This is a genomic window from Streptococcus sp. SR4, from assembly GCF_000517725.1.
Taxonomy (GTDB): domain Bacteria; phylum Bacillota; class Bacilli; order Lactobacillales; family Streptococcaceae; genus Streptococcus; species Streptococcus salivarius_F.
Genome location: NZ_AZYW01000025.1, coordinates 63,463 through 77,123, shown reverse-complemented (window position 1 = coordinate 77,123; position 13,661 = coordinate 63,463). Strand labels below are relative to the sequence as shown.

Genomic DNA, 13,661 nt, shown 5'->3' with positions numbered 1-13,661 from the left:
TTTTTGTAGGAAAAAACAAGGAAAGGATGGGCAGTTGATTGTAAATCACTGCATAAATCTAAAAAATGTCTTACGAGTTTGATGAAAATTTTGATGTAATTGTTGTTGGTGCTGGTCACGCTGGTGTGGAAGCTAGCTTAGCTGCAGCCCGCATGGGATGTAAGGTTTTATTAGCGACTATTAACCTAGAGATGTTGGCTTTTATGCCATGTAATCCTTCTATTGGGGGATCTGCCAAGGGGATTGTTGTCCGTGAGATTGATGCCCTTGGTGGAGAGATGGGTAAAAATATTGATAAAACTTATATTCAGATGAAAATGTTGAATACCGGTAAGGGACCTGCTGTCAGAGCTTTACGTGCACAAGCCGATAAAGCCTTGTATGCTATGACAATGAAGCATACAGTTGAGCGTCAGGAAAACCTGACTCTCCGTCAGTCCATGGTTGATGAAATTCTTGTTGAAGATGGTAAGGTAGTTGGTGTAAGAACAGCCACAAATCAAAAATATGGAGCTAAAGCGGTTGTTGTAACAACAGGAACGGCTTTGCGCGGTGAAATTATCCTAGGTGAGCTCAAATATTCTTCAGGTCCTAATAACAGTCTTGCATCTGTTACATTGGCAGATAACTTGAGGGATCTTGGCCTTGAAATAGGAAGATTTAAAACAGGTACCCCTCCTCGTGTCAAGGCATCATCAATTAATTATGAAGAAACTGAAATTCAACCAGGTGACGAAAAGCCGAATCATTTTTCATTCTTGTCGAAGGATGAAGATTATCTTCAGGATCAAATTCCTTGTTGGCTAACTTATACGAATCAAGAGAGCCACGATATTATCAATAACAATTTACACCGTGCCCCAATGTTTTCAGGTATTGTCAAGGGTGTAGGACCTCGTTATTGTCCATCAATCGAAGATAAAATTGTCCGATTTGCTGATAAGAATCGCCATCAACTTTTCCTTGAACCTGAAGGAAGAGAGACTGAAGAAGTCTATGTGCAAGGCCTGTCAACTAGTCTGCCAGAAGATGTTCAAAAAGAGTTGATTCACTCAATTAAAGGTCTCGAAAAGGCAGAGATGATGCGAACTGGTTATGCGATTGAATATGATATCGTGCTCCCTCATCAACTACGTGCAACACTTGAAACGAAGTTGATTTCAGGTCTCTTTACAGCAGGACAGACCAACGGAACTTCTGGATACGAGGAGGCAGCAGGTCAAGGTCTAGTTGCTGGTATCAATGCGGCTCTTAAAGTTCAAGGTAAACCTGAACTTATTCTCAAACGTAGTGATGCCTATATTGGTGTAATGATTGACGATCTTGTCACAAAAGGAACCTTGGAGCCATATCGTTTATTGACATCACGCGCAGAGTATCGTCTCATATTACGTCATGATAATGCTGACATGCGCTTGACACCTATTGGTCGAGAAGTTGGTTTGGTTGACGATGAACGTTGGCGTATCTTTGAAATTAAGAAAAATCAGTTTGACAGCGAGTTGACACGTCTGTCAAAAGAAAAATTAAAACCTATTAAAGAAACGAATGAAAAAATTCAAGCCCTAGGCTTTAAGCCATTGACAGATGCCATGACAGCTAAAGAGTTTATGCGTAGACCAGAGATTGATTACGCCACAGCTACTCAGTTTGTTGGCCCAGCTGCAGAAGATTTGGACGCTAAGATTATAGAGTTGCTTGAGATCGAAATCAAGTACGAAGGTTATATTAATAAAGCTTTGGATCAAGTAGCTAAGATGAAGCGTATGGAAGAAAAGAGGATTCCAAAAAATATTGATTGGGATGCTATTGATTCCATCGCTACCGAAGCTCGTCAAAAATTTAAGAAAATCAATCCTGAGACCATTGGTCAAGCGAGTCGTATTTCAGGGGTCAACCCAGCAGATATCTCAATTCTGATGGTTTATCTTGAAGGTAATAATAAGGCCCGCAGGAAAGTAGACTAACGGTGCTAACACGTTTAAAAGCCTTTTAATTAAGGCTTTTTTATGTTATAATTGTTAGATTAAGAGGTTTTATATGAAAAGATTTCACTTTGCAACGATTCATCTTGTAATGATTGGGCTAATTCTTTTTGGAATTGCTACTATTTTTGTTCGCGTACTAAAATCGGAGTCTGCACTCATTTTTGCGCTTTTTATTATTATGGTAGTAGTTGTTGCCTTATTGCATTACCAAAAGACAACATATGAGTCCTTAGAAATAGAGCAATTAGATGAACTGAATCAGGATGTTGAAGATTCTTTGAAGACCCTTCTCGGAAAGATGCCTGTTGGGGTTATTACTTTTGATGAGAACGATCATATTGAATGGTTCAACCCCTATGCGAAGCTAGTACTTTCGGATGAAAATGGAAATTTCAATAAGCAGTTGATTGCGGATTTTATTTCCCAGAAACGAAAGGGTTCACCTTCGAATGTGATAACCGTTGGTGATAATAAATATGCCGCTTTTGTGGATTTTGACAATAAGTTGACATATTTTATTGACAATGTTTATGATCAAGATGAAAATGCTGATCCAAATATGACTCGTCCTGTTATCGGGATTATTTCAGTTGATAACTATGACGATGTGACGGGAAGTTTACCCGATGCCGATGTTTCAAAAATCAATACATTTGTGGCAGGGTTTATTTCTGAGTTTGCTAAGGCCAAGCATATTCATTATCGACGTATTGAAGGTGATCGTTTTTACTTCTTCACCAACTACAGTGTTTTGACAGAATTCATGAATCAAAAGTTTTCTGTCTTGGATGACTTCCGTCAGCAGGCTCAGGAGCGTGGTTTACCACTAACTTTGAGCATGGGAATTTCATTTGGTACGCTTAAGCATGATCAAATCGGTCAGGTTGCCTTGCAGAATCTGAATATTGCACTAGTTCGCGGTGGAGATCAAGCTGTTGTCAAGGAAAACGATGATCACAAGGAACTTCTTTATTTTGGAGGAGGTTCTGTTTCAACAGTAAAACGTTCTCGTACAAGAACAAGGGCTATGATGACTGCAATCTCTGATAAGTTGAAAACAGTCGAAAAAGTGTTTGTTGTCGGACATAAGAATCTCGATATGGATGCTCTAGGGGCAACGGTCGGTATGGCTCATTTTGCCAGTCAAATTGTTCGAAAAAGCTATGCTGTTTACGATGATACGGCTATGAATGCAGATATTGAGCGTGCAGTCGAACGGTTAAAAGAAGATGGTCAGTCACCTCTTATTACACTTTCAGAGGCTGAAGAGCTGGTAAACCAACATTCGTTGCTAATTATGGTTGACCATTCTAAAATCAATTTAACCCTATCTAAGGATTTTTATGATCGATTTAATGAAGTTATTGTTGTAGACCATCACCGTCGAGATGATGATTTTCCTGAAAATGCTGTTTTGACCTTTATTGAAAGCGGGGCGAGTTCAGCCTGTGAATTGGTTACGGAGTTATTGCAATTCCAAGGTGCCCCAGAACGTTTGAGTAAAATCCAAGCCTCTATCGTTATGGCAGGTATCATGTTGGATACTAAAAATTTCTCAACTCGTGTGACTAGTCGAACCTTTGATGTCGCCTCTTATCTGCGTAGTTTAGGAAGTGATAGTGGAGAAATCCAAACGATCTCTGCCACTGATTTTGAAGAGTATCGACGTATCAATGAGCTAATTCTAGCAGGTGAGCGTATTACAGATGATATCATTGTTGCCTCAGGTGATAATCCTAAATGTTATAATAATGTTGTGATTTCTAAGGCGGCAGATACGATGCTTGCCATGGCAGGTATCGAAGCAACTTTTGTTGTCGCTAGGACCAGTGATTCTACTGTGAATATATCTGCTCGAAGCCATAAAACGATTAATGTACAACGTATTATGGAGAAAATGGGTGGTGGAGGCCATTTCAACTTAGCGGCCTGTCAATTGCGAGACTGTAGTGTTGCTCAAGCAAAAAATAAATTGATTGAAACTATTATGGGAGAATTGGCTCCCAAGGAGGACTAAAATGAAAGTTATTTTCTTACAAGACGTTAAAGGTAAAGGTAAAAAAGGTGAAATTAAAGAAGTACCATCAGGTTACGCTCAAAACTTCTTGATTAAAAAGAATCTTGCCAAGGAAGCGACAAACCAAGCTATCGGTGAGTTGAAAGGTAAGCAAAAATCTGAAGAAAAACATGCAGCAGAGTTGTTGGCTGAAGCGAAGCAAGTTAAAGAGCAACTTGAAAAAGAAGAAAATCGTCTTCAATTTACTGAGAAGGTCGGACCAGACGGACGTACTTTTGGTTCAATTACAGCCAAAAAGATTGCAGAAGGACTTCAAAAACAATTTGGTATTAAAGTTGATAAACGCCATATTGAACTTGAACATCCTATTCGTGCGATTGGTCTAATTGAGGTTCCTGTAAAGCTTCATAAAGAAGTGAGTGCACAAATTAAACTTAACATCAAAAATAGTGCTGAGTAATTCGTTGACACTATAAGTAAATCTTGTAAAGGAGGGAATAATTGTGGCAGAAGCTCAAGAATTACGAGTGCAACCTCATGATTTAGTAGCGGAACAGTCTGTTCTGGGGGCTATTTTCATTAACCCGGAAAAGTTGATTACAGTTCGAGAATTTATCGAAGCAGACGACTTTTACAAGTATTCCCATCGTGTCATTTTTAAAGCAATGGTAACACTGTCGGATCGAAATGATGCCATTGATGCCACGACAGTACGCACCATTCTAGATGACCAAGATGACCTCCAAAATATAGGGGGTATTTCTTATCTTGTAGATTTGGTCAATAGTGTCCCCACATCCGCAAATGCTGAGTATTATGCTAAGATTGTGGCTGAGAAAGCCATGCTTCGCCGTATTATAAATAGATTGACAGAGACTGTCAACCAAGCATATGAGGGCGCTACTGAATCTGATGAAATTATTGCGAATGCTGAGAAAGCCCTAGTTGATGTTTCAGAGCATAGCAATCGTAGTGGTTTCCGCAAAATATCTGAAGTTCTTGATGTCAATTTTAATACTTTGGAGATGCGTTCACAGCAAACATCAGATGTTACTGGGTTGCCGACAGGTTTCCGTGACCTTGACAAGATTACAACAGGTTTACACCCTGATCAATTAATTATTTTAGCAGCTCGTCCCGCAGTTGGTAAAACAGCCTTTGTGTTGAACATTGCTCAGAATGTTGGTACCAAGCAAAATAAAGCTGTAGCAGTCTTTTCTCTAGAGATGGGTGCAGAAAGCTTGGTTGATCGTATGTTGGCAGCTGAAGGGATGATTGATTCCCATGCTTTACGTACAGGTCAATTGACAGAGCAAGATTGGAATAATGTGATGATTGCTCAAGGGGCATTGGCTGAGGCACCTATTTATATAGATGATACCCCTGGTATAAAGATTACTGAGATTCGTGCACGGTCCCGTAAATTGTCACAAGAAGTTGAGGGTGGTCTGGGCCTCATTGTGATTGACTATTTGCAGTTGATTACAGGGACGCGACCAGAAAATCGCCAACAAGAGGTTTCAGATATTTCAAGACAGTTAAAAATCCTGGCCAAGGAGCTCAAAGTTCCTGTAATTGCCTTGAGTCAGTTATCTCGTGGGGTTGAACAACGTCAGGATAAACGTCCAGTCTTGTCTGATATTCGTGAGTCAGGATCTATCGAGCAGGATGCCGATATTGTAGCCTTCTTATATCGTGATGATTACTACCGAAAAGAGGGTGAAGAACCAGAGAATGCGATTGAAGATAATACAATCGAAGTCATCCTAGAAAAAAACCGTGCTGGTGCGCGTGGAACAGTCAAGTTACTATTCCAAAAAGAATACAATAAATTTTCATCGATTGCTCAGTTTGAGGAATCATAATTTTCAGATTTAAGGAGATATATATGAGTGATGCATTTGCAGATGTTGCTAAGATGAAAAACATCAAGGAAGCTATTAAGTCACATGAAGGTCAGCTAGTAGAATTGACCCTAGAGAATGGACGTAAACGTGAAAAGAATAAAATTGGTCGATTGACAGAAGTTTATCCATCATTGTTTATTGTTGAATATCAAGACTTCAGTTCTCAAGCAGGAGCTATTAATAATAGTTATGTTGAATCTTACACTTATTCAGATATTTTGACTGAGAAGACTCTCATTCGTTATTTGAGTCCTGAGGAACAAGCTGAAATCGAAAATAAATAAGAAAAAGCCTTTACTTGGGCTTTTTTTCGTGGTAAAATGTTAAAGTATGTGAAATAATAGCAGGATAAAATGAAGCTCGTCAACAGGAAGTCGGCTAGAAAAGTAACCTTTGCTGTTTGGGCGAAGTCTTTCTGAACGAATCAGGTTTATCTAAAACGTTATTTCCTAAAAATATTTTTTATAGGAGGACATTATTAATGTCACGTTATACAGGTCCATCATGGAAACAATCACGTCGCCTTGGTTTCTCACTTACAGGCACAGGTAAAGAATTGGCACGTCGTAACTACGTACCAGGTCAACACGGTCCAAACAACCGTTCAAAACTTTCAGAGTACGGTTTGCAATTGGCTGAGAAACAAAAACTTCGTTTCTCATACGGTTTGGGTGAAAAACAATTCCGTAACTTGTTCGTACAAGCTACTAAAGTTAAAGGTGGAACACTTGGTTTCAACTTTATGGTTCTTTTGGAACGTCGTCTTGACAACGTTGTTTACCGTCTCGGTCTTGCAACTACTCGTCGTCAAGCACGTCAATTCGTAAACCACGGTCACATCCTTGTTGACGGTAAACGTGTTGATATTCCATCATACCGCGTTGAAGTTGGTCAAGTAATCTCAGTTCGTGAAAAATCAGCTAAAGTTCCTGCTATCCTTGAAGCAGTAGAAGCTACTATCGGACGTCCAGCATTTGTATCATTCGATGCTGAAAAACTTGAAGGTTCATTGACACGTCTTCCAGAACGTGATGAAATCAACCCAGAAATCAACGAAGCACTTGTCGTTGAATTCTACAACAAAATGCTTTAATTTTAAAATTCATTTTGCAAAAAGCCCGTTGTTATGGGCTTTTTTGTTTATCTTAAATCATTGATTTCTAGGTTTGTTCAGTTATTTGTTTAGTTACAAGTTTGTTTTCTAATAAAAAAGTCCCTAGTCTAATACAAGTGACTAGGGGAGGGATATGATAATAGATGATTTTCAGGTATAAATTATTTATTATCCAATCCGCCTTCAAAATCTGCTGAAACATTTGAAACGTAGTTAGTGAAATAGGCTTCAAAATCTTTTTTTAGTTGGTCGTACTCCTCTTCGGAGTAATCTTTATCCTCTATATAAGCCTGAAATCTGGGAATTCCCAGATCTTTTTGGAGACGTTGGATTACTTCTGTCTTTGTCATAAGAACCTCTCTTTCATTCTTTATTTTACCATATTTCGAATTGTATGAAGCATGCATGTTGTTTTAAAGGTTTACTTTTGATATACTGTCAAAGTTACTTAAGAAGGAGGCTACTATGTCTATTATTACACTAATTTTAGCTGGGATTGTTGCTTTGGAGCATCTCTATATCATGTATTTGGAAACTTTTGCGACACATTCAGACACGACTAGTCGTGTTTTCAATATGAGCAAAGAAGAACTTCAACGTGATTCTGTTACAAACTTATTTAAAAATCAAGGAATTTACAATGGTTTGATTGCTGTATTCCTCTTGTATGGGATTTGTACAAATAGTCAGCTACTTGTAACTGTTTTTGTACTCAATGTTTTCTTTGCTGCTATTTATGGTGCTATAACTGCCAATAAGAAAATTATTTTAACGCAAGGCGGACCCGCAATTTTGACCTTGCTTTCACTTATCATTCCCTTATTTTAAGGATTTTATTGTAAAAGAAAAAAGCTGCTTTAACTATTGAAATGGTTTGCAGCTTTTTTATGCTTTTGAAGTTATTTTATTGTGGAATAAATCGTAGAAGAAAGTCTGTCATTTCTTGAGGTGATTCTTTTTTTCCTTTATTTATCCAGGCTTGACAAGCGCCAAAAATAGCATGCGCAAAATAAATACTGGCATAGTCTTTCTCGAATCCTTTGAGAGCTCTTTCTTCAGCAGTGGGATCAATGAAGTCCTCAGCTATCATACGCTGAAGTTTATGTATCAGAAAATCTTGAATTTCTTTTGATCCATTGGTAGACAATAGAGCTGATAGGAGCTTTTCACGAGTGAGAAATTCAAAGATTTCGAGAAAGGCTCCCTCTTTCTTTCCTTCATATTTATCGAAGATATACTCTAGCTTGTGGAAAAGTTCTTTCTGATAACTATCAATCATTTCATACTTATCTTTGTAGTGGGTATAAAAACTCGAACGGCTAATCCCAGCTGTTTGAACCAGACGAATGGTAGTAATATCATTGAAATCTTGGTCTTCAAGACATATTACTAAAGCATCTAAAAGAGCTTTTTTTGTTTGCGCGCGTCTTTGATCTTTTGACATACAAATCTCCTTTTATACACTTTTAGACTATGTGTCCAAAAATAGATTGTTTAACATTGATTTTCAGGTAAATGAGTTTATAATTGATTATATCATAAAAATAAACACAATGTCTAAAAAGGAGAAATATGTTAGCAGAATTAAAGGCTCTTCTTAAAAGTCCAAAGCTCTGGATAACTATTATTGGTGTCTCATTGATACCTGCTTTATATAATTTAATCTTTTTGTCTTCTATGTGGGATCCTTACGGTAATGTCAAACACTTACCAGTGGCAGTAGTGAACAAAGATAAGAGTGCTAGTTTCCAGAATAAGACTCTGAATATTGGTCATGATATGGTAGACAATATGTCTAAAAACAAAAATCTAGACTATCACTTTGTGACTGAAAATGAAGCCCAAAAAGGAATTGAGGATGGTGATTACTATATGGTAATCACTTTTCCAGAAAACCTCTCAAGTAATGCAGCAAGTCTTTTGACAAATGATCCTAAGAAACTGGAAATTTCTTATCAAACAACAGCAGGACATAGCTTCGTTTCTTCAAAAATGAGCGACTCTGCCATGTCTAAGTTGAAGGATACTGTTTCTAAAAATATTACATCAACTTATGTTGGAGCTGTCTTTAGGAGTATGTCTCAACTTCAGGGTGGTATGGGAACTGCAGCGAATGGGGCTAGTCAATTATATGCAGGTGCAGGCGCACTTCAGTCTGGGAGTCAGACCTTATCAAATGGCTTAGGAACTCTTGCTGGATCTACACAAACATTGGCTACAGGTGTTGATACCTTGAGTTCAGGCGCGTCTGCCTATACTTCAGGTGTGTCAACTTTGTCAGGTGCTTTGTCACAGTTAAACGCGAACTCTGAGGCTGTTAATTCTGCTGCAGGACAATTCGCTTCTGGAGCAGAAGCTATGAATACCTTAGTTACGGGTGCAGATTCTTTGTCAACGGCGCTCAGTCAAATGGCTACAGCAACAAGTTTATCTGAAGAACAGCAAGCACAGTTGTCAACCCTGTCAACTAATTTAACTGATTTAAATACAGCAATTCAAAATCTTAATACAGCGGTAAGTAACACATCATTACCAAGTGGAACATCAACAACATCAGTAGATACAAGTTCAATAGCGACTTATCTTTCAAATATTTCTTCTGCAGCTAGCTCTATAGCTACAGCTAGTGCAACTGATAAAGCAAATGATTTGGCTGCGGTACAAGGAACAGCTGCTTATCAAAGCTTGACGGCAGATCAACAAGCAGAGATTACATCGGCAATTAGTAATGCAGGCTCTACAGCTAGTAGCTATGCTTCAACTATTGCATCTGACGTGTCAAGTATGTCAACTGCTTTATCTAGCTTGACAGGTACGACAACAACTAGTAGCGGAGATTCAAGTAGTTTGGCTTCTCTACAAACGTCTATTTCAGGCATTGCAAGTTCGGCGAATGCTCTTCTTCCTGTAGCTTCATCAACGGTATCATCAATGCAAGCTAATATTGCTAATGTCAATTCAGTACTTGTCAATCAATTATCACCAGGAGCAAGTCAAGTGGCTTCAGGTGTGTCAACTGCTCAAAGTACTCTAGCAACAGGTGCAAGCGCACTTTCAACTGGTTTGTCAACTTATACTGGTGCTGTGTCAACAATTGCCAGTGGTGCTCAAACTCTAGATGCTAACAGTAGTAGTTTAATGACTGGTTTTGCTACTCTTCAGAGTGGTACAAGTGCTCTCAATACAGGAGCTCAACAATTAGCAACTGGAGGAAATACCTTAACAAATGGGTTGACAAGTTTGTCAACTAACCTTTCCACATTGTCTGATTCATTAAATAAGGCTAATCAGCAATTATCTCTTGTTTCTGTAAACTCAGACAATGCAAAAATGGTTAGTGCTCCGCTTAAAGAGAAGAAAACTGATAAGGATAAGGTTGACACTAATGGTGTGGGGATGGCTCCATATATGATTTCTGTTTCTCTTATGGTTGTCGCTCTTTCAACTAATGTTATCTTTGCTAAGAGCTTGACAGGAAGAAACTTTACGAGCCGTTTTGATTGGGCTAAGAATAAGTTCTTTATCAATGGTATCATTACGACTATGGCTGCAATTGCCCTTTATATTGCCATTCGATTTGTGGGAGTTGAACCAAATCATCCATTAGCTACATTTGGTATGATTCTCCTTGCAGCATGGACTTTAATGGCGCTCGTTACAGCTCTTGTGGGTTGGGATGATAGATATGGTGCATTTGCTTCTATGATTATGCTCCTTTTGCAGCTAGGTTCTAGTGCAGGAACTTATCCAATTGAACTTAGTCCTAAGTTCTTTAAGGTCGTCCAACCATTCTTACCAATGTCCTACTCCGTATCAGGTCTTCGTCAAACTATTTCAATGACAGGACAGATCTCAGATCAAGTACGTATGTTATTTATTTTCTTACTTATTTTTGTAGTTGTAGGTATTATTATTTATAGACCAAAGTCTGAAAATGAATAAACTAAAGGCCAGCTCTAATGTGAGCTGGCTTTTTATGTTATTCAATAGTTATATCACCGAGGTCTGAGGTAATGGTTAGTGTGTTATCCTTTGAGATCTTAAGGTTATTTGTGATGTCCACCTCTCCTGAATGACTATCGGCTTGAACATTGAGCGTGTAATCTTTAAGAGCTATTTCAATATCACCGGATGTAACATCAAGTTTATTGTGACCATTGAAAATCAGGTTATCTCCAGAGTAATCTCCCATTGCAATAGATAAATCTGAGTTAGTAAAAAGTGTATGATTACTATCAACACTACCAACATCAAGATTAGCTTTTAGGTTGCTGACAATCATTTTAGTAAAAGTTAGGTCCCCTACATTTAGATTGATGTCTGCTTGTTTGATGGTGCTATTACTTAAATCTAGATTTCCAGTTGCTAAATCAACCTTTAAAAAATCAATCGTTTGTTTTTTAGGGAGTGTAATGACAATGGTTTTATTTCTGACTTCCTTGTTGAGAGTAGAAAGCCTTACTAAATCTTTTAATCCGAAAAAGTTAATATTTTTGTTAGAAGTCGAATCTAATTCAGAGTTGTTATCATTGATAGTCAATTGACCATCCTTTACAGATGTGTCAATTGGATTTTTTGTTTTTTGGTAGTAAGAAAGCGTTGCTTTGTCAACGTCACCATTTTTTATAAGCACATTGTAGCTACTACTTTTAATATCAATTTTATTGAAGTCCTCAACTTCTTTCTTGACATAATCTTGCTCACTTATAGTTTTATTTTGTAAATCTGTTAAGCCACCTTGGCTATAACCCCAAGCTACTAATCCTCCTCCTAAAAATAGAGAGATAAGAGACACTTCGAGGACAATCTTTTTCCAAGTTTTCATGATTTTCTTCCTTTCTTGATGAGCCAATTAATCAATAGGGTAATTAGCTTTACAATAAGTTTACATATTTCAAATGAAACCCAAAGTAGTAAGAGTGCTCCTCCAAACATCAATAGACCTAGACCTGTTCCAAACAGTGTTGAAGCTAGTGAAACATTTAAGAGAGAGAAGCTTGTAAAGAAAGTGTAAATACCACTAATGAGTAAGGCAAAAGTAAGAGCTAAGGCAGTCACTATAACTGCAAAAATAACCACAAGAAGTGTCAATAGCATAGCTAGGAAGAATAGTAGAATTGGTAAGGCGACTGGACTGGCTAAAACAGCTAGAATCGCAATCCAGAGGATAGTTGTTTTATTACGTAAGCTACTCTTTTCCTCAATAATCTTTTCGTCTAGAAGACGACTAATGACTTCATGTGCTGCTTCCTTAGGTGTACCTAATTCTGCAATAACCTGTGCTTCATTTTCAGGTCCAGCCTCTTCAAAATATTCCATGAAATATTCGAGGGCCTCTTCATAGTCCTTTTGTGGTAATTTTCGTAGATATTTTGTTAATTTGGCTATATATTCAGTCCTTGTCATGTCTTAATCTCCCTTCTACAATACCATCGAGGGTTTCTTTATAGGTTAACCATTCTTCATTAAGAAATTGAAGTTGATTTTTTCCCTCTTGGGTAATACTGTAATATTTACGTTTACGCCCTTGATATGCTTGGCTATAGGTGGTCATATAGCCTGCTTTTTCAAGCTTTTTTAGAATAGGATAAAGTGTTGACTCCTTGATATTAGCCACAAGCTTAATGGTTTGACTAATTTCATAGCCATAAGAGTCTTCTCTATCGATAATAGCTAGTATTAGGAACTCTATCAGGATTGACGATGTTGGAAAATACATAGTGTGCTCCTTTGCTTTTAGGATATGTATAAAAATTATATATAATTATTTTACACATTGAGTGTATCTCTTTTAGAAAGATATGTCAATATTTTATATATAAAAATTTTATATAATAGGGATAACTTCTTTTTTATGATAATATGAAGTCAAGGAGTTCTTATGACTATTAAAGATAAACTAGCTCATTACGAGCCGAAGCCACTAGGGGAGAAAGGACGCTATGCAGTGCTCTTACCCTTGATATATGATGTAAAAACTGATAAGTATCAAATCCTTTACCAAGTACGAAGTGAGCATATTTCTCAACCAGGTGAGGTCTCTTTTCCTGGTGGCCGTGTCGAAGACGGTGAGACTTTTCAAGAAGCTGCTATACGAGAAACTTGTGAGGAACTAAACTTAACTCCTGATCAAATTGACATTTGGGGAGAGATTGATTATCTGATTCATCAGGGGAGAACCATCCATTGCTTTGTTGGAAAGATAAATATAGAAAATTGGGAGGATATTCATCCAAATGAAGAGGTGAAACGGTTGTTTACAGTCTATGTTGACACGTTGTTGACAGAGAATCCGATTTATTATAAAGTGACTTCTACCTTGAGTGATGCAAAAGATTTCCCATTTTTCCTGGTAAAAAACAGAGAAAAATACAATTTTGGGTATAGTGAACGTCATATTCCTTTTTACAGAAACTTGACAGAAAATATATGGGGGATGACAGCTATGTTTACACATAGGTTTACAGAAATTCTGAAATATTTAGAGTGAAAATAAAAGATCAACAATAATATGTTGATCTTTTTACTATGAATTACATTGTTTATTTGCTACCAAAGGAGTGAAATTTATTTCTGGGACATGGGTCTAGAGTATTCCTAAAATGATTTTCAAAATTGATATAGAAGCTTTTAGC

Annotated in this window: 14 protein-coding genes; 9 read left to right on the top strand and 5 right to left on the bottom strand. The window is 37.6% G+C overall.

Annotated features, from left to right (window positions below):
- Positions 1–65 precede the first annotated feature (65 nt).
- From mnmG to rpsD, 6 genes are all read left to right on the top strand, one after another.
- Entirely contained in the window at positions 66–1,967 is a 1,902-nt protein-coding gene (mnmG, locus tag HMPREF1519_RS03265; protein ID WP_022496153.1) for a tRNA uridine-5-carboxymethylaminomethyl(34) synthesis enzyme MnmG, read from the top strand.
- Between the two features lie 73 nt (positions 1,968–2,040).
- The gene (locus HMPREF1519_RS03260; RefSeq protein WP_002885784.1) at positions 2,041–4,005 is read left to right on the top strand and encodes a DHH family phosphoesterase; all 1,965 of its coding nucleotides are present in this window, start codon (positions 2,041–2,043) and stop codon (positions 4,003–4,005) included.
- A 1-nt stretch (position 4,006) separates the two neighbouring features.
- Positions 4,007–4,465: a 50S ribosomal protein L9 gene (gene rplI / locus HMPREF1519_RS03255; RefSeq protein ID WP_002885729.1), complete on the top strand. Its 459-nt coding sequence runs from the start codon at positions 4,007–4,009 to the stop codon at positions 4,463–4,465.
- 43 nt (positions 4,466–4,508) lie between these two features.
- A complete protein-coding gene (gene dnaB, locus HMPREF1519_RS03250) occupies positions 4,509–5,870 on the top strand; it encodes a replicative DNA helicase (RefSeq protein WP_002885809.1) in 1,362 nt (453 codons plus the stop codon).
- A gap of 23 nt (positions 5,871–5,893) precedes the next feature.
- The gene (locus HMPREF1519_RS03245; RefSeq protein WP_002885699.1) at positions 5,894–6,196 is read left to right on the top strand and encodes a Veg family protein; all 303 of its coding nucleotides are present in this window, start codon (positions 5,894–5,896) and stop codon (positions 6,194–6,196) included.
- A gap of 197 nt (positions 6,197–6,393) precedes the next feature.
- Positions 6,394–7,005, top strand: coding sequence for a 30S ribosomal protein S4 (gene rpsD / locus HMPREF1519_RS03240; RefSeq protein ID WP_002885833.1), 612 nt, complete (start codon positions 6,394–6,396; stop codon positions 7,003–7,005).
- A gap of 182 nt (positions 7,006–7,187) precedes the next feature.
- Here the strand turns inward: rpsD and HMPREF1519_RS03235 are convergent, their stop codons facing one another.
- On the bottom strand, positions 7,188–7,376 hold the full coding sequence (locus tag HMPREF1519_RS03235; RefSeq protein WP_002885644.1) for a hypothetical protein: 189 nt from the start codon (positions 7,374–7,376) through the stop codon (positions 7,188–7,190).
- A 115-nt stretch (positions 7,377–7,491) separates the two neighbouring features.
- Here HMPREF1519_RS03235 and HMPREF1519_RS03230 point away from each other — a divergent pair, with 115 nt between their 5' ends.
- Positions 7,492–7,854, top strand: a complete 363-nt coding sequence (locus HMPREF1519_RS03230) for a DUF1304 domain-containing protein (RefSeq protein WP_022496154.1) — start codon at positions 7,492–7,494, stop codon at positions 7,852–7,854.
- A gap of 76 nt (positions 7,855–7,930) precedes the next feature.
- On the opposite strand, the gene HMPREF1519_RS03225 is transcribed toward HMPREF1519_RS03230, so the two are convergent.
- Entirely contained in the window at positions 7,931–8,470 is a 540-nt protein-coding gene (locus HMPREF1519_RS03225; protein ID WP_002885702.1) for a TetR/AcrR family transcriptional regulator, read from the bottom strand.
- Positions 8,471–8,598: 128 nt separating this feature from the next.
- Between HMPREF1519_RS03225 and HMPREF1519_RS03220 the strand changes: the two genes are divergently transcribed.
- Positions 8,599–10,968: a YhgE/Pip domain-containing protein gene (locus tag HMPREF1519_RS03220; RefSeq protein WP_022496155.1), complete on the top strand. Its 2,370-nt coding sequence runs from the start codon at positions 8,599–8,601 to the stop codon at positions 10,966–10,968.
- A 37-nt stretch (positions 10,969–11,005) separates the two neighbouring features.
- Here HMPREF1519_RS03220 and HMPREF1519_RS03215 read toward each other — a convergent pair whose 3' ends face one another.
- From HMPREF1519_RS03215 to HMPREF1519_RS03205, 3 genes are read right to left on the bottom strand one after another with little or no spacing between them, the layout of a single operon-like run.
- Positions 11,006–11,851 carry a DUF4097 family beta strand repeat-containing protein gene (locus HMPREF1519_RS03215; RefSeq protein ID WP_022496156.1) on the bottom strand — a complete coding sequence of 282 codons (846 nt, stop codon included), beginning with the start codon at positions 11,849–11,851 and terminating at the stop codon, positions 11,006–11,008.
- Positions 11,848–12,432, bottom strand: a complete 585-nt coding sequence (locus HMPREF1519_RS03210) for a DUF1700 domain-containing protein (RefSeq protein WP_022496157.1) — start codon at positions 12,430–12,432, stop codon at positions 11,848–11,850. The genes HMPREF1519_RS03215 and HMPREF1519_RS03210 overlap by 4 nt, the downstream gene beginning before the upstream one ends.
- A complete protein-coding gene (locus HMPREF1519_RS03205; RefSeq protein WP_022496158.1) occupies positions 12,419–12,745 on the bottom strand; it encodes a PadR family transcriptional regulator in 327 nt (108 codons plus the stop codon). Before HMPREF1519_RS03205 ends, HMPREF1519_RS03210 begins: the two co-directional genes overlap by 14 nt.
- 162 nt (positions 12,746–12,907) lie before the next feature.
- Between HMPREF1519_RS03205 and HMPREF1519_RS03200 the strand changes: the two genes are divergently transcribed.
- Positions 12,908–13,516 (top strand): NUDIX hydrolase, encoded by a 609-nt coding sequence (locus tag HMPREF1519_RS03200; RefSeq protein ID WP_022496159.1) that lies wholly within the window; start codon positions 12,908–12,910, stop codon positions 13,514–13,516.
- Positions 13,517–13,661 lie beyond the last annotated feature (145 nt).

Coding starts and splice junctions, on each gene's coding strand:
- HMPREF1519_RS03215 (WP_022496156.1), bottom strand. CDS start 11,851: ATGAAAACTTGGAAAAAGATTGTCCTCGAAGTGTCTCTTATCTCTCTA.
- mnmG (WP_022496153.1), top strand. CDS start 66: ATGTCTTACGAGTTTGATGAAAATTTTGATGTAATTGTTGTTGGTGCT.
- HMPREF1519_RS03220 (WP_022496155.1), top strand. CDS start 8,599: ATGTTAGCAGAATTAAAGGCTCTTCTTAAAAGTCCAAAGCTCTGGATA.
- HMPREF1519_RS03200 (WP_022496159.1), top strand. CDS start 12,908: ATGACTATTAAAGATAAACTAGCTCATTACGAGCCGAAGCCACTAGGG.
- HMPREF1519_RS03210 (WP_022496157.1), bottom strand. CDS start 12,432: ATGACAAGGACTGAATATATAGCCAAATTAACAAAATATCTACGAAAA.
- HMPREF1519_RS03225 (WP_002885702.1), bottom strand. CDS start 8,470: ATGTCAAAAGATCAAAGACGCGCGCAAACAAAAAAAGCTCTTTTAGAT.
- HMPREF1519_RS03245 (WP_002885699.1), top strand. CDS start 5,894: ATGAGTGATGCATTTGCAGATGTTGCTAAGATGAAAAACATCAAGGAA.
- HMPREF1519_RS03205 (WP_022496158.1), bottom strand. CDS start 12,745: ATGTATTTTCCAACATCGTCAATCCTGATAGAGTTCCTAATACTAGCT.
- rpsD (WP_002885833.1), top strand. CDS start 6,394: ATGTCACGTTATACAGGTCCATCATGGAAACAATCACGTCGCCTTGGT.
- HMPREF1519_RS03235 (WP_002885644.1), bottom strand. CDS start 7,376: ATGACAAAGACAGAAGTAATCCAACGTCTCCAAAAAGATCTGGGAATT.
- rplI (WP_002885729.1), top strand. CDS start 4,007: ATGAAAGTTATTTTCTTACAAGACGTTAAAGGTAAAGGTAAAAAAGGT.
- HMPREF1519_RS03260 (WP_002885784.1), top strand. CDS start 2,041: ATGAAAAGATTTCACTTTGCAACGATTCATCTTGTAATGATTGGGCTA.
- HMPREF1519_RS03230 (WP_022496154.1), top strand. CDS start 7,492: ATGTCTATTATTACACTAATTTTAGCTGGGATTGTTGCTTTGGAGCAT.